Source organism: Enterococcus sp. 12F9_DIV0723 (genome assembly GCF_002174375.1).
Lineage (GTDB): Bacteria > Bacillota > Bacilli > Lactobacillales > Enterococcaceae > Enterococcus_A > Enterococcus_A gilvus.
The window spans coordinates 468525-486469 of sequence record NZ_NIBK01000001.1; the positions used below are offsets into that span (position 1 = coordinate 468525).

The 17945-nt window shown below is 41.7% G+C and carries 14 protein-coding genes; 11 read left to right on the forward strand and 3 right to left on the reverse strand.

What is annotated here, in order from left to right; translation table 11 throughout:
* The first annotated feature begins 181 nt into the window (after positions 1-181).
* Positions 182-1291: a tyrosine-type recombinase/integrase gene (locus A5868_RS02455; RefSeq protein WP_086306100.1), complete on the forward strand. Its 1110-nt coding sequence runs from the start codon at positions 182-184 to the stop codon at positions 1289-1291.
* A 371-nt stretch (positions 1292-1662) separates the two neighbouring features.
* Positions 1663-4041 (forward strand): leucine-rich repeat domain-containing protein, encoded by a 2379-nt coding sequence (locus tag A5868_RS02460; protein WP_086306101.1) that lies wholly within the window; start codon positions 1663-1665, stop codon positions 4039-4041.
* A 286-nt stretch (positions 4042-4327) separates the two neighbouring features.
* Here A5868_RS02460 and A5868_RS18915 read toward each other — a convergent pair whose 3' ends face one another.
* Positions 4328-4495, reverse strand: coding sequence for a hypothetical protein (locus A5868_RS18915; RefSeq protein ID WP_010781910.1), 168 nt, complete (start codon positions 4493-4495; stop codon positions 4328-4330).
* A gap of 185 nt (positions 4496-4680) precedes the next feature.
* On the opposite strand from A5868_RS18915, the gene A5868_RS02475 reads away from it, so the two are divergent.
* The 8 genes from A5868_RS02475 to A5868_RS02510 all read left to right on the forward strand — a co-directional run bounded on the left by A5868_RS02475 (position 4681) and on the right by A5868_RS02510 (position 13674).
* Positions 4681-5973, forward strand: a complete 1293-nt coding sequence (locus tag A5868_RS02475) for a GntP family permease (protein WP_010781909.1) — start codon at positions 4681-4683, stop codon at positions 5971-5973.
* 72 nt (positions 5974-6045) lie between these two features.
* Positions 6046-7182 carry a glycerate kinase family protein gene (locus A5868_RS02480; RefSeq protein ID WP_086306102.1) on the forward strand — a complete coding sequence of 379 codons (1137 nt, stop codon included), beginning with the start codon at positions 6046-6048 and terminating at the stop codon, positions 7180-7182.
* Positions 7183-7260: 78 nt separating this feature from the next.
* Entirely contained in the window at positions 7261-8271 is a 1011-nt protein-coding gene (locus A5868_RS02485; RefSeq protein WP_086306103.1) for a CdaR family transcriptional regulator, read from the forward strand.
* Between the two features lie 544 nt (positions 8272-8815).
* The gene (locus A5868_RS02490; RefSeq protein WP_086306104.1) at positions 8816-11074 is read left to right on the forward strand and encodes a lectin-like domain-containing protein; all 2259 of its coding nucleotides are present in this window, start codon (positions 8816-8818) and stop codon (positions 11072-11074) included.
* A gap of 14 nt (positions 11075-11088) precedes the next feature.
* The gene (locus A5868_RS02495) at positions 11089-11454 is read left to right on the forward strand and encodes an LPXTG cell wall anchor domain-containing protein (protein ID WP_086306105.1); all 366 of its coding nucleotides are present in this window, start codon (positions 11089-11091) and stop codon (positions 11452-11454) included.
* Positions 11429-11992, forward strand: a complete 564-nt coding sequence (locus tag A5868_RS02500) for a hypothetical protein (protein WP_086306106.1) — start codon at positions 11429-11431, stop codon at positions 11990-11992. The genes A5868_RS02495 and A5868_RS02500 overlap by 26 nt, the downstream gene beginning before the upstream one ends.
* Before the next feature lie 26 nt (positions 11993-12018).
* A complete protein-coding gene (locus tag A5868_RS02505) occupies positions 12019-12621 on the forward strand; it encodes a hypothetical protein (RefSeq protein ID WP_240318380.1) in 603 nt (200 codons plus the stop codon).
* 27 nt (positions 12622-12648) lie between these two features.
* Positions 12649-13674: a DUF916 and DUF3324 domain-containing protein gene (locus tag A5868_RS02510; RefSeq protein ID WP_086306107.1), complete on the forward strand. Its 1026-nt coding sequence runs from the start codon at positions 12649-12651 to the stop codon at positions 13672-13674.
* A 30-nt stretch (positions 13675-13704) separates the two neighbouring features.
* Here the strand turns inward: A5868_RS02510 and ypfJ are convergent, their stop codons facing one another.
* The gene (gene ypfJ / locus A5868_RS02515) at positions 13705-14598 is read right to left on the reverse strand and encodes a KPN_02809 family neutral zinc metallopeptidase (protein WP_086306108.1); all 894 of its coding nucleotides are present in this window, start codon (positions 14596-14598) and stop codon (positions 13705-13707) included.
* Positions 14599-15056: 458 nt separating this feature from the next.
* Between ypfJ and A5868_RS02520 the strand changes: the two genes are divergently transcribed.
* A complete protein-coding gene (locus A5868_RS02520) occupies positions 15057-16436 on the forward strand; it encodes a CHAP domain-containing protein (protein ID WP_086306109.1) in 1380 nt (459 codons plus the stop codon).
* A gap of 76 nt (positions 16437-16512) precedes the next feature.
* Here the strand turns inward: A5868_RS02520 and A5868_RS02525 are convergent, their stop codons facing one another.
* Positions 16513-17934: an MFS transporter gene (locus A5868_RS02525; protein WP_086306110.1), complete on the reverse strand. Its 1422-nt coding sequence runs from the start codon at positions 17932-17934 to the stop codon at positions 16513-16515.
* Positions 17935-17945 lie beyond the last annotated feature (11 nt).

Below are 17945 nucleotides of genomic sequence, written 5' to 3' on the forward strand. Positions count from 1 at the left end.
GGTATCACGTATACCAAGAAAAACCCTTTGATCTTACAAACTGAGTATACATTAAAGGTTATTTTTTATCAACATAACAGTTGTTTTTAATTTAAAAAGATTAAAAATAGCTTGATATAGCCGTTTTATAAACATTTATTATGCGCCGTCAGAATAATCGTCAAATTTGGAGGAATATTTCATGTCAAAAAGAGGAGAAAATATTTATAAAAGAAAAGATCAGCGCTGGGAAGGCCGATACAAAAAAGGAAGAAAAGAAAACGGCAAAATACATTATGGATATATCTATGGAAAAAATTATACCGAAGTCAAAGAGCGTCTCATGATGGAGAAAGTAAAATACCAAACTCTTATAGAAGTAAACGGAGAGAGTACGGTAACCTATCAAGAATTTTGTATGACCTGGTTGACTAAAAGAAAAATCATTCTGAAAAAATCAACGTATGCAACATACCTGTATAAGTTAAATAAATATGTTTTTCCTTCTATCGGGAAGATACCTTTAAATCAAGTAACAGCGGACACGATTCAGACACTTGTCCAAACGTGGATCAACGAGGAGTTGCAGCCATCGACCATCCATGTAACGTACCAAATAATGAAAAAGCCGCTGCACGAAGCCTATTTAGAAGAAAAGATTGCTAAATTTCCCTGTAAAAATATTTTGCTGCCTAGAAAAAAAAGAGAGAAGGTACGTTCAATTTCGCGAACAGATGAAATGAAACTTGAGGATCAGGCGAAGAAGAGCCCGCTATCAAAAGGCTTGCCCATCCTGTTAGCGTTAAAAGCAGGGTTACGCATTGGGGAAATTGCTGCACTGACATGGGACGATGTTGATTTAAATAATCGGGTATTAAAAATTGAAAATACTTATCAACGAATCCCTAAGGAAAGCAGCCACGGACGATCAGAGTTGTTATTAGCGCCTGCGAAAACGATCAATTCTGTTCGAATGATCCCAATCGGAACAGATCTCTATCAGTGGTTAAAACGAAGACAGAGAAAAGCTCAAGGTCCTTATGTTTGTTCCGAGAATCAGCGTCCAAGAGAGCCGCGCCTGATCACCTATCATTTTCATCAATTATTAAAAGAATGCGGGTTGGAAAACATCCATTTCCATCAATTGCGACACACCTTTGCAACGAGGTGTATGGAGGCGCAAGGAAACGTCACCGCTATCAGTGCATTGCTTGGACATGCCTCTACGCAGATGACGCTAGATATCTATACAGATGCGGACAGCATTAGTTTGAAGGAAACAATTATGAAAAAAGAACAGACACAAAAATAGGTTTAAAGTTGTTTTACCCCGTCATCAGCCGTCAATCGAGTTAAAAAAAGTCTGTATTATCAAGGCTCATTCGTTATTACCTAGTATACGTGATACTAGGTAATAAAAAATCCTTAATACATGTAAAGACAGGGGGTTATTCTACCATATTATTGATCCATCGAAGGGGTTGATAAGTTATTTTTTAGTTGTTTTTTAGTGAATTTAAACTGGAGGGATGCAGATAGTTCAAATTCTAGCTTTGAAGAAAAATAGAATCCGCTTTTTGAACAAAGGAAGCAGGTACGTTCGTCCATTTTTCTTTCACTGCTTAAAGCGAATTATCTATAGTACAGAGTATTTTTAACTAAACGAATCATGGGGGGATATAAGTGAAAAATAAAACTAAATTATTAGCAGCGACGATTATCTTGACTTCGCAATTGGCATTGCCTGCCACTAGTTTAGCTACCACACAGCAATCAGATGAGAGCGTTTCAAGTACATCGCAGAGTCAGGAAACCAGCGAGACGATCAGCAACACATTGGACAGTTCAATAAAAAATTCAGACAGTCAAAGCAATGATGAAGTAAAAAATAAAAAGACTGCGCCTGCAAATTCGACGGCAGATTCAGACAAAGCCGCTGAAGTGACTACTAAAGACTCTACTAAAGATGCAAGCGATGAATCCATTGATGACTGGATGCCCGATAAAAATCTTCAAGCGATCGTAGCGGGGATTCTTGGGAAAAATGATTTTACAAAAGAAGACATGTTGTCTATTACGAGTGCTTCTGTTGACGACGTAACAGTCAAAGATGTAAAAGGCATATCTTATGCAAAAAACTTAGCCAGCCTAACAGTAACGAATTCTGACCTTTCAAATACGGCTAATATGGCAGAGATAGGAACCTTAACAAAGTTAGAAACGATTGTAGCAACGAACGATAACCTTAAAGATTTTTCATTTTTAGCAAGTTCTCAATTGATTTCATTAACAAGTGTAGATATCTCTAATAATAGCTTAACCGACTTGAATAGTCTAAAAGGTGCGAGCTTCCCAAAAATGGAAACGTTAAATATCTCTAATAACCAGCTAACGGATATAACTATCCTAGAAAATATAGACGTACCCAAGCTAAAAATATTAAATGCAAGCTCTAATAAAATTAGTGATATCACACCTATTAAACATTCTAAAATCGTAAGTGTTGAACAGTTGATCGTAGCAAATAATTTAATTGAAGATACCAGTGCCTTTAAGGATTCTACATTAACTAATTTAAAAATGTTGGATGTCTCGAATAATAAAATAAAAGATATCTCTGTTATGAAAGGCCTGCAAAGCAGATATCCTAATTTACAATCCTTTTACGCGTCGGGAAATCAAATCTCGGATATCACATTTATGGAAGGGTACAATTTAACTACTGCTAATGTAGCTGTTGGACAAAAATATGTCCAAGACATAACGATGGTACGGTCAATCGCTCCGGATAAAAAATATTACACGATCCCGTTACCTATTAAAAGCGTTTCTTTTGCCTTCAACGAAGGAGGAACGATCAATGTAACGCCTGATGCAGAGAATGAAGGATTAAACCTTATGTCTGGTATGGGAATGGGGAGTCCATTCTACTTAAATTATTTTAATGGAGATTTTGGTTCTTTTTGGGATGGCACCGCAACTAGTACTGCGGGAATTAAGTCTTTGGCAGTAACAGCACCTCAAGGCAACAACAATTCTATGTATAGTTTTGGTTGGACAGGGGCAGCTGGTGTATTTCAAGGTCAAGCAAATATTTACGTGAATTGGATAAACGCCCAAGCACCAGTCATAGAAGCAGCGGATCAAACGATACAAGTAGGCGATTCCTTCGATCCAAAGGCTAAAGTAATTGCCTATGATCAACAGAAGGATGGATCACATAAAGTTGATCTAACAAAAGATATCAAAGTTCTAGAAAACAATGTAAAAACTAAAAAGCCAGGTGTCTACCCAGTAAACTATTCTGTCACAAATTCCTATGGAGTTAAAACGGACAAATCAATCTCGGTAACTGTAGAAGATAAAAAAGCAGACACCGCAAAAGTTACTTTTAATGCAGGAAAAGGCGGGTCATTGTCAGGCAATACAACGCTAGAAGTCCCTAAAGGAACAAAAGTGACCGACTTACCCAAAACAGTGGCAAATAAAAATAATATAGAAGATATTTACTTTTTAGACTGGTACCAAAATGGGAAAGCAGTTAATCCTAAAAATGTAACGATTAATGGAGATACAACCTTTACCGCAAAATTTGGCGCAGCGGTTTATCGTTTATACAATAAAAATAATGGTGACCATCTATTGACGAAAAATAAAAATGAGAAAAACAAAATTGCAGCTAAAGGCTGGAAAGTTGAAACGAATCCAAAAAATGACTATGGAAGAGCCGCCTTTTATGTACCGGTCCAAGCAGATAGTGCGGGTAAAAAAACAGTTTATCGTATCTACAATCCTAACAGCGGCGAACATTTCTATACGACGAATAAATCTGAAGCAGATGCTGCTGTTAAGAAAGGGTGGCGTCATGAAACCGACAGTAATTATACTTGGGTATCAGAAGGCGATGTGAAAATATATCGAGAATTCAATCCCGATGTACACACTGCCGGCAGCCATAACTTTACTACAGATTTGAAAGAGCATAAAGACGTTGTGGCACATGGCTGGCGCGACGAATCAAAAGATAGTTCTTTATGGACCGTATTAAAAGCAGGATTCTAATAGTAAAAAGTCATTAACGACTTTGAATAAAAGGGAACAGCGACATGATTATAGAAAAATTTCCCCTTCTGTTTCTCTTTACTCCCAATCATCACGTTTAGATGATTGGGAGTTTTTTATTTGGATGACGTCTGTGAGGAAAAAATATTTATAAATCGAGAAGGACGACGATTAAATTCAATCGCAAACAAAAAATGCACGGCTCAAGAAGAACTGCGCAATTCTGTTCGTTTTTCTATAGAAAATTGTTCAGCAGAAGGAGCCGCGAAGCTTTTATTATTAGGGGTCAATCTTTGCGGATCTTAGATACATGCTTACTGCGTCCGCCGATTTTTGAGGCAAAGTGATCGGATTCTCGTTTACTAGGGAAAACTAACAATTTCTCAGGGTCTTTGTCACGGGTGCGTTGGCCTTCTTTACCGATGTAACCATGTAAAACTTTGACAACATACATACGATCACCTGCTTTTGAAGTTTAGCTTATAGTATACGGATGAAAAAAAGGAAAGCAATGTTTCTGCTTCATACCAAAAAACATTTGTGCAGATGCACAAATGATACTGTTAATCTGCCAATTCTATTTGAGTGTCAAAATATTAAAATGGAAACGTAATCAAAAAAAAAAGGGAGAGAATTCACATGGCGAGTATTACGATTCCGTGGTATGCGGCGATTATAGGTTTGGTTTGTGCAATACTTTTGATTTTAAAGAAAATGAATCCGGTTTATTCATTGTTTTTAGGGGCGATTATAGGTTGTCTAATCGGAGGCGCCTCATTAAATGATACAGTGAATATCTTGATTAGCGGCACGCAAAGTATCATGGGGACTGCAATCCGAGTCTTAGCAGCAGGGATGCTGGCGGGTGTAATGATGGAGTCTGGTGCGGCAGAGTCGATTGCACACGCGATCGTTAATAAGCTTGGTACGAACAAAGCGCTCTTATCTTTAGCATTGTCTACGATGATCATCACGGCAGTGGGCGTATTCATTCCAGTAGCTGTATTGATTGTTGCGCCGATTGCATTGTCAGTAGGAAAACAGACGGGAATCAGTAAGCTAGCATTATTGACAGCGCTATCTGGTGGAGGAAAAGCGGGGAATATCATTTCTCCGAATCCGAATACGATTGCAGCGGCGAATGGGTTCAAATTAGATCTTAGCAGTGTCATGATCGCTGGGCTCGTCCCTGCACTTTGTGGGCTGGCAGCGGCTGTCATTATTGCCAGTTTGATCAAAAAGAAAGGGATCATGGTACAAGAGAGTGACATCGCAGATGAAGAGGGAAAACCATTGATGCCTTTAAGTAAAGCCTTGATTGCGCCAGTTTTGTCCATCGTCTTGCTGCTGATCAACCCAATAGGAACGATGCTCCATATTCAAGCTTTATCGAATTTGAAAATTGATGCCATGTACATCTTACCTTTTGCATCCGTTGTTGGTACGATTGCAATGGGACATGCACGACAAATCCGCGATTATTCAAAAGCTGGTATCTATCGTGTGACAGATACCGTTCTGATTTTAATCGGTGCAGGGGCGATCGCGGGTTTGATCTCGGTCTCTGATCTATCGAAGCAAGTCGTTCATTTAATCTCCATCACAGGCATATCAGGAACATTCTTAGCACCTATATCAGGTATTTTGATGGGACTGGCAGTCGGTTCGACTTCTACCGCCGTTATTTTGGCGACGGGTTCATTCGGAAATGCGATCCTTGCAACAGGAACCTCTTCATTAGCAGCGGCAGTTATGGTCCATACAGGTGCTACAGTGATTGACAGTGTGCCGCAAGGAAACTATTTTCACATCACCGCCAATAGTATGCACATGTCCATCAAGGAACGGATGAAAGTCATTCCTTATGAGATTTGTGTAGGTGGGGTCATGACGATCGTTGCAACGGTTTTATACGGATTTATTTTGAAGTAAAGGAACTTATTTTACCAACTGGCTTGTAAGTATGCGAAGAGTTAAGATTATTTTTAGATAAGGAGAATGACCATGAAAAAAACGTTTGTGTTAGCGCCGGATTCTTTCAAAGAAAGTATGAGCGCTAAAAAAGCCTGTGAGGCAATGGAGCGAGGGATTCGCAAAGTCCAGCCGAACGCGGAGGTCATTCATATTCCAATGGCTGACGGAGGAGAGGGAACGGTAGATGCCTTAGTCGATGGCAGCAAAGGGACACGTGTTTCAGTTGAGGTCTCTGGACCGATCCCTACAGAAAAAGTTTCGACATATTACGGATTGCTGGCGGACGAAGAGACTGCAGTCATGGAAATGGCCAAAGCCAACGGTATCGAACTTTTGGCTGAGAATAAGCGAAATCCCCTGATTACCTCTACCTACGGAACGGGTGAAATGATCAAAGATGCGTTAGAAAAAGGGGTAAAGAAAATCATCATCGGCATCGGCGGCAGTGTGACGAATGACGGCGGAGCCGGGATGGCACAAGCTTTAGGCGCCCGTCTGTTAGATGAAGAAAACAACGAATTGCCTGTTGGCGGCGGCGCCTTGGGAAGACTGGCAACGATTGATCTGAAGCCATTAGATCCGCTATTAAAGCAGACAGAGATCATTATTGCCAGCGATGTCACCAATCCTTTGACTGGACCAGATGGCGCTTCGGTGGTCTTTGGGCCGCAAAAAGGTGCGACACCTGAAATGGTCAAAGTATTAGACGACAACCTCGCTCATTACGCGGCCGTTATCAAAAAAGAGTTCGCCATAGATATTGAAGCCAAACCCGGTGCTGGTGCCGCGGGAGGGTTGGGTGCCGGACTTTTAGTCTTTGCGGGAGCGAAGATGCGTTCAGGAGTCGATCTAGTGATCGAGTTGACGCACTTGGAAGAGGCGATCTTGCAGGCGGATTACGTGTTCACCGGTGAAGGCGGCATGGATTTTCAAACCAAGTTCGGAAAAGCACCTTATGGTGTAGCAAAGGTTGCCAAAAAGCATCATAAGCCTGTCTTTGCATGCGCAGGATATATTGGTGAACAAGTGGACGTGCTCTATGACGAAGGCATGACAGCTATTTTTGGGATATTGGCTAAAGCAGAGTCCATAGAGGCTGCGTTGCAGTCAGGAGAGCGCAATTTGGAACGAACCGTCGAAAATATCGTGCGTGTTTTATCTGTCTAAGCGAAGCGGATATTTTGTCATCTATGAAAAGATCGCTAAACTAAGAATAAAGCAAAGCATGTGTAGGGCGGGAGAACAGTGAGCAATTTATTGACGAAGGAACAAGCCAATTTGATCGTGCAGAAGTTGATGTCGGATATTCCTTATAATATTAATATCATGAACGAGCAAGGGTTCATCATTGCAAGTGGGAAGAAAGGACGAATCGGCGAACGTCACCGCGGCGCTGAGCGAGCCATTTCTCAAGGTCAAATGGTTGAAGTCTACAAGGATACATCCTTAGAAAAAAGAGGTACTAATGAACCAATCATCTTGAATGGGGAATTATTGGGAGTAGTAGGAATCTCTGGAGAACCGGAAGAAGTGCGCCCCTTCACCAAGCTTGTAAAGTCCATCGTGCTTCTTTTAGTTGAAGAGCTCAATGAATTCAGTAAAAAGGAAAAGAAAAATCAGCAGAAGCGTGATTTTTTAAATGAACTGCTTGCGACGAAAGAACGGTATGAGGAAGCAACGGTCCACAGAGCGTTGGAGGCGTATGGCATCAATTTACTGATGCCGAATCGGTGTGTTTGGGCATCTGAACAAGAGGATTTGCGTCTACTGTTTCCTTTACATGAAATATTTGAATGGAATGGTCGCTATTTGGTTTTTGTAGATACAGAGACAACGATTGATCAGTTGAAAGGCTCCCTGATCGTAAGCCCACCACGTCTGAATTTGGGAGAATGCTTGAAAGAGGTGGAGAATACCTATTTGTATCTGCTCTTTTTAAAGATTCCGATGACTCAGCTCTTTTTCACAGAGTCCTATTATTATGCGCAGTTGTTTGATTTTCCGCTGTCTGTAGACTCTATACTGTTAAAAAAAGTGGAAACAATCTATGAAGAGTACTATGAAACACTGATTTGTCTGGCTGAGACTAGTACAAATATCAAGGCCGGAGCAGAGCATCTGCACATCCATCGAAATACCCTAAATTACCGAATCCAGCGTATCACAGAGTTGACTGGAAAAGACCCGCGGACATGGTCGGATCTCTGGCTATTGATGTATCACTTTGCTTATTGCTTTAAAAGACGATTGAATTAGAAAGACGTATCTAATTCAATCGTCTTTTTTTTGCGTTTAAAAATAATCATAAAAATTCAATTATTTTACTTATCAAAAATAAGAATAAACGCTAACAAGAATGGCGTTTGCTAGTGTGTACCTATCCTTTTTTTGAAGCCGAAGTCCCTTCCTGTCGCTACATTTATTTTATTAATAAAACCTCCTAATTACTTGTTTAAAGCCTTTTATATGTTCTTTTTCAGACAGATTTTTTCTAATTGTTGACGATCTGTCTCTTATACACATCTAGATGTGTATAAGAGACAGCATTTATTTTATTAATAAAACCTCCTAATTACTTGTTTAAAGCCTTTTATATGTTCTTTTTCAGACAGATTTTTTCTAATTGTTGACGATTGATTTATGAGAGTTTAATTGTTACTAAAATAACAATCATTCTGTTATTATCATCTTTAGGATTCTTATTTTTATCCTTATTTTTACCCAAAGAACATAAAAATGAATGAAGATGAGATCTGATGCAACGAGCAATTGGTTGCAAAACTGAAAAGAGGTGTGATAAATGCGAGAGGCTTTTTTTAGTAAAAAAGTTCGGATCCTCCTTGTTTTTTGTCTCTTCTGTTTTTTTACTGGTTTTTCAGTCTTTCTGATAGGATCACCGACTATCCAAGCGGTCACAGGAAATCCTGCCGTTCCTAAAGGGGCAATCTCCGTAGACGGAATTTTTGCTCCACCCAATATACAAACGAAATCAGGGGGGACAAGTGGGAATACCGGTGTCACTGTAGGACCAAGCACTGAAAATAATGGGGTTCCCTTCTCGGAAGTAACGTTATCTGGTCAACAAAACGCCGTATCCATCTGGTCGGATGCCCCGTATCGAATGGACTTCTCGAAAAGCTTTCATGGACGAGCGTATGTCAACTTTGGAACAGTACAAGCGGATGGTTTTGCGTTTGTGATGCAAAATGATAGTCGAAAAACAGCTGCTTTGACCAAGGCGTTATCCGGAAATGATGGTCAAAATCTTGGGGTTTATGGAGATTCAGGATCAAGTGCATTTTTTGGAGTTCTAGTATCGACTCCTGAAAAAAAAGCAATTCAGAACTCAGTATCCATTGAGTTCGATTTATATGCTAATATCAGCGGCGATAATATGTACGATGCTGATTTTCCTAAAGTTCCACATATGGCTTATAGCTTTCCAGGTGATTTGAATAAAGGATATGTTTCAAATGGATCTAACGGTAACAATTGGACAGAATTTGGTGGGGGAGTAAAAGCTAAAGTCCATCACTACAGTCCGCAGCTTCTGAACGGAATTGTAGGAGATACTATTCAGGACAATACGTGGTATGAATTCCGTTACGATTTTGACAAGACAAGCGCTTCTTTTACCTATTATTTGATGAATCCGATGACAGGGGCTAAAACCCCTGTCACGTCGATCCCTTGGTCAGATTTAAGTTCTGCGCTGAAATTATCTGAGAACAATAATAAGGCATACTGGGGATTTACAGGCTCGAATGGTGCGGCAAATGGCGAGGTCAAATTTGTCTTTACGCAAGTTCCCGTCGATCTAGATGCTGGATTAAAAAATGATGTCTCGAGTGGTCAAGCCTCCATTGTTGACCCTAGTGGGAACGACAACTATCAAGCATCGCTTCCTGCTGCGCAATACGGTGACCCAGTGACGATGAAAAGTCACTTTTCTGTGATGCAAGGAGAAGATTCTTTAGCTATCAATGACTGGGATACCGTGATCAATCCAACTGTTTTTGATTTAACAAAATCTGTAACTAATGTTCAGGCAATCATTGACAATAAGGTGATGCAAGGAACGGTTGTTGAACAGGATGCAGTCAGCGGCCAAGTCAAAGTAACGTTTCCTGGGTTGAAGCTGCCGCCAGGAAAAGCGATTGATCTTCAATACACGGCACAGACGAAAGCGACGGGAGAAACACAAAAAACAATGTTATCTAGCTCTATCCATACAACAGAGTTAGGAAATAATACACCGAGAACATTTCCAAGCAATCCTGTGTCTTTTTGGACGCATGCGGAAGCACCGACGCAACTCGACTGGGATCAGAGTACGACGAATCCTGTCAAAGAAATCAATGTAGATAAGTCGGAGCTTACTCAAGGATACCAAGGAACGTTTCTTTGGAACGACTCAGACAACGGTGAAAAAGTACAGTTTTATTTAAAAAAAGGCAATGAAACGATTCAGAAACTGCCTCAAGTAACAACAAACGGAACACCGACACAGCAAACGGCAAATTTCACGATCCCGAACGACAAAATAACGTATGGTGAAAATGATTTGAAAGTAGAGGCTTATCATTTAGACAAGGATGCAAAAGAGATCAAGGAAAAAAACAGTCTCACATTAAAATTAAATGTAAGCGGGAAGTTGATCCTTCAATCTGCGCCTTCTGCATTAAAATGGACTGGTCGTTTGGCTGGGGATTCAAAAGGAACTTTGAAGCGTGATGCCGGGAACACAATGGCACTTAATGTGCTGGACAGCCGAGAAAAGGATCATGAGTGGTCGGTTGGAGTCACTGCAGAAACGCAGCCTCAAACGCCTTTTCATTTGGTTTGGCGGCAAGCAAATGCATCGGATCAGCCAATCACTGATACGCCGATCCCGGTGATGAATGCCAGCAGTGTTTCAGCAAAAAATTATGTCTATTCCAAAGAGTGGAAGGAATCTGAAGGAGTATTGCTGCAAAGCGAGGAGTATTTGCACGTCGGCGATTACAGCGGGAAGATTCTTGTTCATTGGAACCTTTATGACACAGAAACACCAGAATAGGGGAGAAAACACGCATGTTTAAAGCATTCAGCATATGGATTCTATTACTCGGCAGCATGATCTGCGGCGGAACATCGGTGCTTGCGTCTGAACAATCAAACGTGACTTCGGATGAACAGTCCGTCATCTTCCGTTTGATCGATAAAAATCCCAATGTTGCGCATGACGATCACTTGTCTCCGAGAAAAGGACTCAGCAGTATCAAAAAAGGCGCTCCTACAATAGTCATATTTGGTAAAAGATGGCATATGCTGCCTAAAACAAATGATACAAACCTAGTGCTGCTTTCTTTTATCGGAACATTGCTAGTGGGACTGGTACTGCTGATTTTTTGGAGACGAAGGAGGAAGCAGGATGAAGAGGAAACAAAGAAGCGCTAAGTTTGTTCTAATAGGACTGTGTCTTTTTGGTCTGACTGCCGCTGAGACGCATGTCCAAGCACAAAAGGAGACACCTGTTTCGATCAGAATCGTGGAAACGCCGATTCGGTTAGAGAAGGTCAGTGCACCGACTTTCGGTACCTATGAACGATCAGTCAGACCACAGGAGTTGCGAGCAACAAGCGACTTAACGATCCAAGTGAAAGACCTGCGGGAAAATAAAAAAACGCCATGGCGCCTGTATTACCAGCTAAGCAGTTTTTCAAATGGGAAAGAATATGCCGCATTTCTTGATTTAGGAAAAGGACACTTACGCACCTTAGATAACGGACAAGAGGTTTCATCGGAGCCAAAAAAGGTATCACTGCGATCAAATGAAACCAAGACCCTCGTGACTGCCTATTCGACGAAGGCATCAGAATACCGCTATCGGATCAACAAACAAGCAATCAAACTGACGATTCCGGGAAACCTCCCTGAAGGAGACTTTGTTGCGAAACAAACTGTGACATTAGTGAATATCCCAGAAGCAAATTAGAAAAAAACTTTAAGGAGAGAATCACCATGAAAAAAAACTATTTATTGTCCTTCGTTGCATTTAGCACAATAGCAGTAGCATTTGGCGTGACTAGCGCCCATGCTGCCGCTGCACCTGATCAGCAAAAAAATACACCGACTGTCGTAACGATCCAAGACGATACAGATACGAAGGCTGATCCTACTGCCCCTAATGAAAAATTATTGACACTAGAAAAAGTACCAAGCAATTACAATTTTGAATCCAAATTGCAAAATAATCAGTACGCGATTGCCAGTGGAACGATCACGGACGGGTCTATCGATGTCTTTAATGATACGATCGCTAGAGACTGGTCTGTCAAAGCCTCTGTTGATGGCAATACGATCACACGAAATGGGGATTCCAAGACCTTCGCAGTGACTTCTTTCAAAGTCAACGATCAAGAACTGACAAACGGTACAGGCGTCGACGGTATCGTGGCCAAAGCGCAAGCCGCAAAAACAGACACGAATAATACGGGTGTGATCAAAACATCTGTGACCGCGGTTTCGATTGGATTTACGGATACGGATAAAGCACTGAGAGTAAATGATAAGTTAGCAGGGAAGATCGATTATCAATTGTTCAACACCGCGGATGCCCAATAAGGCGCTAAGAAGCGAGGAGAAAATACGATGTTCAAACACTCATTGATGCGACTGGCGGGAGTGGTTCTATGTACCTTTCCGTTGCTGACTCCAACAGTCACCCACGCAGCGGACGTAGGCTACGATGTCCAGGCGGTGATTCCTGAAAATCAGGTAGACAAAACAAAAAGCTTCTTTGATCTACGGATGCAGCCGAATCAAAAACAAACAATCTCAGTAAGGATCAATAACACTTCGGACCAAGATTCGGAATATAAAGTCACCATTAATCAAGCTTATACCAGTGACCAAGGATTCATTGATTACAGTGATCCCAAAAAAGCAACAGAAAATGAGTATCCCTATGCGATCCATTCGATTGCGAAGGTCGACGATCAGGTCAGGGTTCCTAAGAATAGTAGTAAAGAAGTACCTATCACGCTTTCGATGCCCAAAAAATCATATGATGGACAAATTTTAGCTGCGATCCAAGTCGTGAAAACAGATAAAGAATCCGAGACGGGCATCTCTAATAACTATGGGTATATTCTTGGGCTGAAACTGACAGAATCCGATGCCGTGATCAAACGTCAGCTCACACTTACTAGTGTCAAAGCGGCTGAAAGCTTTGGCAAGACAAGCGTAGTGGCAGCGTTAAAAAATCCTACGATGGATGCGTATGGTCATTTGAAGTACGAAGCTGAAGTAAAAAAGGCCTCGTCAGGATCGGTCGTTCGCACCGTTTCCTACGACAACGAAATGCAAATCGCGCCGAATTCAACGTACCTCTTTGCCATCGACTGGCAGAATAAGAAGTTAGAAGCTGGAAAATACGAGTTGCACTTAAAAGTCTCCGATGCGAAAAAGAACGTATGGACATTTGATCGTCCCTTTACTATTTCCAAAGAACAAGCGAAGGATGTCAATGAAGCGACGATCGAGGCAACAGACAATGACCGTTTGCCTAGTTGGGTCTTCATCGTTATTGGGATTTTATTGGCGATCATCCTATTAGGAATCATTTGGTTGCTCTTGGCCAAACGCAAAAAGAAAGACGATAAAGAAACAAAATAAAGAGGATCGTGCGGGTGCACGATCCTCTTTTTACGCGGCTGTCGATAGGTTCAAATCTTTTTCATTGAAGGTATCGCCGTGTTCTAAATCTCCGTATTTGTAGCCTCGCTTGAACCAGTTGATTCGTTGTTGGCTGGTGCCGTGAGTGAAGCTGTCAGGAACGACATAGCCTTGATATTCTTTTTGGAGCGTGTCATCTCCGATCGCGTTTGCGGCAGTGATTGCTTCATCGATGTCGCCTTCTTCCAAAATTGGTTGTCCCTGATAGGTTTCACCAGAGAGGTATTTGGAGAAGCAGCCGGCTAAGTAATCTGCTTGCAGCTCCAAGCGAACGCTGTATTGATTGTATTCAGTCTTAGAGACACGTTGGCGAATTTTGTCCAATTGCTTTGAAATACCCAGCTCATTTTGGACATGATGTCCGACTTCATGAGCGATCACATAGGCCATCGCGTAATCACCAGTTGCTCCATAGTTGTTTGACAGCTCATCTGCAAAGCTTAGATCTAAATAAACATTTTGGTCCGCGGGGCAATAAAACGGACCGACTTGAGAAGTTGCTTGTCCGCAGGCAGAATTAACACTATCGGTAAATAAGACAAGCTTCGGATTTTGGTAAGGCTCATTCAACTCTTTGAACTCACCATTCCAATAATCCTCTAAATGAGCAAAAACAACTGCCGCAAATTCCTTTTCATCGGTATATTCCTTGGAAGAGACATTCTCCGTCTCGTAAGTCGCCGGTGTGACGCCTCCTCCCAACGTATCAGTGACGGTACCTAGATCTCCGCCTGAGAGAAAGAAAACAATGATAGCAATCAAAAATACTCCGACCCCGCCGCCAGCAGCGATCTTGCCAGTCGGTCGTCCGCCCACTGAACGGTCTTCTACATTTGAACTTTGTCGATCTCCTCGCCAACGCATAACAGTTCCCCCTTTATTTTCACTTTTATTTTAGAGGAAAATGCAACAGCCGCCAACGATATCGCTTCGCGTTGAATTACTGTTGCTTTATTAATAGTAGAAAAGCGATTCCCAAGAACAAAAAAATTAAAATCGTTAAAACATAGACAAATGGTTCACTTAATTGAAGAAAAATGACGAGTACCGATTTTTGGCTGAAAGAAAATGGTGTTTAAATAAGTAATTATTCACTAGTTGAGAAAAAGGGAAATTCTTCGACAGGAGAGATAAATACTGATATATCAATGTTTTTAGCAGGTTTAAAAGTGATTCACTAAATAATGAATTTAATAAAAAACAATATTGAAATATATTTGTAACAATTCTTTTATATGCGTGATATATCACTATGTTAGAATTACTTCTGACCTTATGCGAAAGATAATTTTAATTCTACATAATAGCCGGAGGAATAATTCGTGAAAAAAAGTATATTATCAGCATTGTTAGTGTGTACAATCGCTGTATCAGCAGTTCCTAGTATCGCACTAGCGGATAATTATGACCAACAAATCCAAGAAAAAGATCAAAAGATCAGTGAATTACAAGGCAAACAGTCGGGTGTTCAATCACAGATCGACGGATTAACAAGTGAAATCGCAACAGTTAGCGGACAAGTAAAAGACTTAGAAGCGAAACAAGATCAATTAAATAAAGACACGATGAAGTTGCAAGATAAAATTGCAACATTGAAAGTACGTATCGCAAAACGTAACGAAGTTATCAAAAATCAAGCACGTGATACACAAGTGAAGGGTCAAGCGACCAGCTATGTATCAGCCGTATTAGATGCTGATTCATTATCAGATGTCATTGGCCGTGTTCAAGCGATGTCAACCATTGTCAAAGCCAACAAATCATTGATGGAACAACAAAAAGCGGATGAAAAAGCCGTTGAAGCGAAGGTTAAAGACAACGAAGCGAAAGTTGCTGAAGTTCAAGAAAATCAAAAAGAACTAGAAGCACAAAAGAACGAAATCGCGAACAAACAAGCAGAATTGAATGTTGTGAAAGCGAACTACGCTGCAGAACAAGCGACTGCTGAACAAGATAAATCGAAATTGAAGAAACAACAAGAAGAAGCGAAGGCAGAACAAGCGCGCATCTTGAAAGAGCAAGAAGAAGCAGCAAAAGCACAAAAAGCAGAGCAAGAACGTCAAGCAAAAGAAGCAGCGAAAGCACAAAAAGCCTTCGAAGACGCTCAAGCAAAAGCAGCGAAAGAAGAAGCTGCAAAAGCAGAACAAGCAAAAGAATCTTCTGAAAGCTCGTCAGTTTCTTCAACAGAAGCGTCATCATCAAGTGCAACTGAAGAAAGCTCTACAGCCGCTTCAACTACTGAAACAAAAACAGAGCAAACAAGTTCTACTGAAAATTCAAAAACACCAGACCCAACACCGGCACCTACTCCTACTCCTTCAACAGGCGGCGGAAACAAAGTAGACCACACCGGTTCAGGCAATATGTATGCAGTTGGTCAATGTACATGGTATGTGAAACAAGTTGCACCATGGGCTGGAACGTATTGGGGCAATGGTTGTCAATGGGGTGCTTCAGCTGCAGCTGACGGTTTCCAAGTTGATGGTACACCAGCAGCAGGCGCGATCGTAAGCTTTGGTCAAGGTCAATCTGTGGGAACATGGAATGCTGATCCTACTTATGGACACGTGGCGTATGTTCAATCATACAACGCTTCAAACAACACGATCACGATCACTCAAGGCGGTATGGGCTTCCCATCACCAACTGGACCAAACACTGCAACATTAAGTGCAGCAGGTCTAACATATATTCACCCATAAAAAACGAAATAAACGAGTGTCCGAGAAATCGGGCACTCGTTTTTTTTATGCGCTGAAATGGAAGAAGCCTCGGAAATCAACGTTCGCGCGGCTTCTTTTGATCGGTGGAAATGGCATAGATCGACAGCAGCAGGCAGACGACCGCTAAAAAGGTCATCACCCAAAACACATTGTGGAAGGCACGGACAAAGTGAGCGCCCAGTTGAGGTGTGATGTACCGCACACCAGGTAATTGAGCAAAAAGGACTGCCGAAGCGATGCTGATTCCGAGACTCATTCCGATCGTTCTGAAAAAGGAAGTGAGCGATCCAGCAACGCCGGTGAATTGTTTCTCAACAAAGGACATCGCCAATGAATTATTAGGTGACAAAAAGATGCCCATGCCGACGCCGTTCAATAGAATAGGGAGCAGCACCAGCAGCCAGTTTAGCTGCAACGGGTAAAAGGTATACCCGATCTGTGAAAGAATCAAAACCAAAATTCCAGAGAGGATTAATTTACTCGAGCCGATCTTATCCGACAAACGTCCAGCAATGGGTGCGATGATCAGCATCACGACTGATTGCAAGACCATCACGAGACCGCTGATCATGGGATTGATTCGATGGAAGCTCTGCAAATAGAAAGGCAGCAGAATATTTGAAGCGACATTTGTCAGCATCGCCAAAAACAAAGCGAACATCGAAAGCATGAAGCGTTTGTTTCTTAACACATGTGGGGAGATCCAGGGACTTTCGCTGCGATCATCTTGGATGAAGGAGTAGACCGTCAAAGCAGCACCGATCAAGAAGGCCAAACTGCCGACCAAGTAACGCGCGCTGGCACTTTGGAAAAAGAGACTGGATAGGGATAAGACAATGATCCCGACAGAAAAAATTCCTTGTCCCAACCAATTCGCATTTTTTAACGGTTGTTCGATCGTTTGTTTAGTCATTTTCGGGAAGTGAAAGACGCGATAGCCGATAAGACTAAAAATCACACCTAAAGGGACATTGATCAAATAGATCCAACGCCAGGATAGTGCCGAAAGCAGCACCCCGCCAAGAGCGGGACCAGAGATCGCCCCCACCGAGATGAACATCGAGATGATCGCCAAGGCGGTCCCTCGTGTTTCCGGAGTGGAATACTCTGTCGTAAGTCCAATGGAGTTCGCCATGATCATCGCCGACCCGACCGCTTGAACCACTCGTCCTAGTAAAAGAATCGTAAAATTTGGCGAAAGGCCGTTGATGAGTGAGCCGATCGTGAATAGCACGCCGCCGATCAGAAAGATGAATTCTTTTGACAATAAATCTCCGAGGTGACCAAAGGCGACGAGCAAGATCGTTGTAGTGATCAAGCCAATCTGGACGATCCAAGTGGCTTCATTGTTTGTAATGATCAGTGCACGGCTGATCGTCGGCAGGGCCAAATTCGTACTCTCACCAGAAAGAGAGGTGATAAAAGAGAAAAGACCTAATATAATAATCGATTTACTTAGTGTTCGTTGTTTTTCCATGATGATCGCTC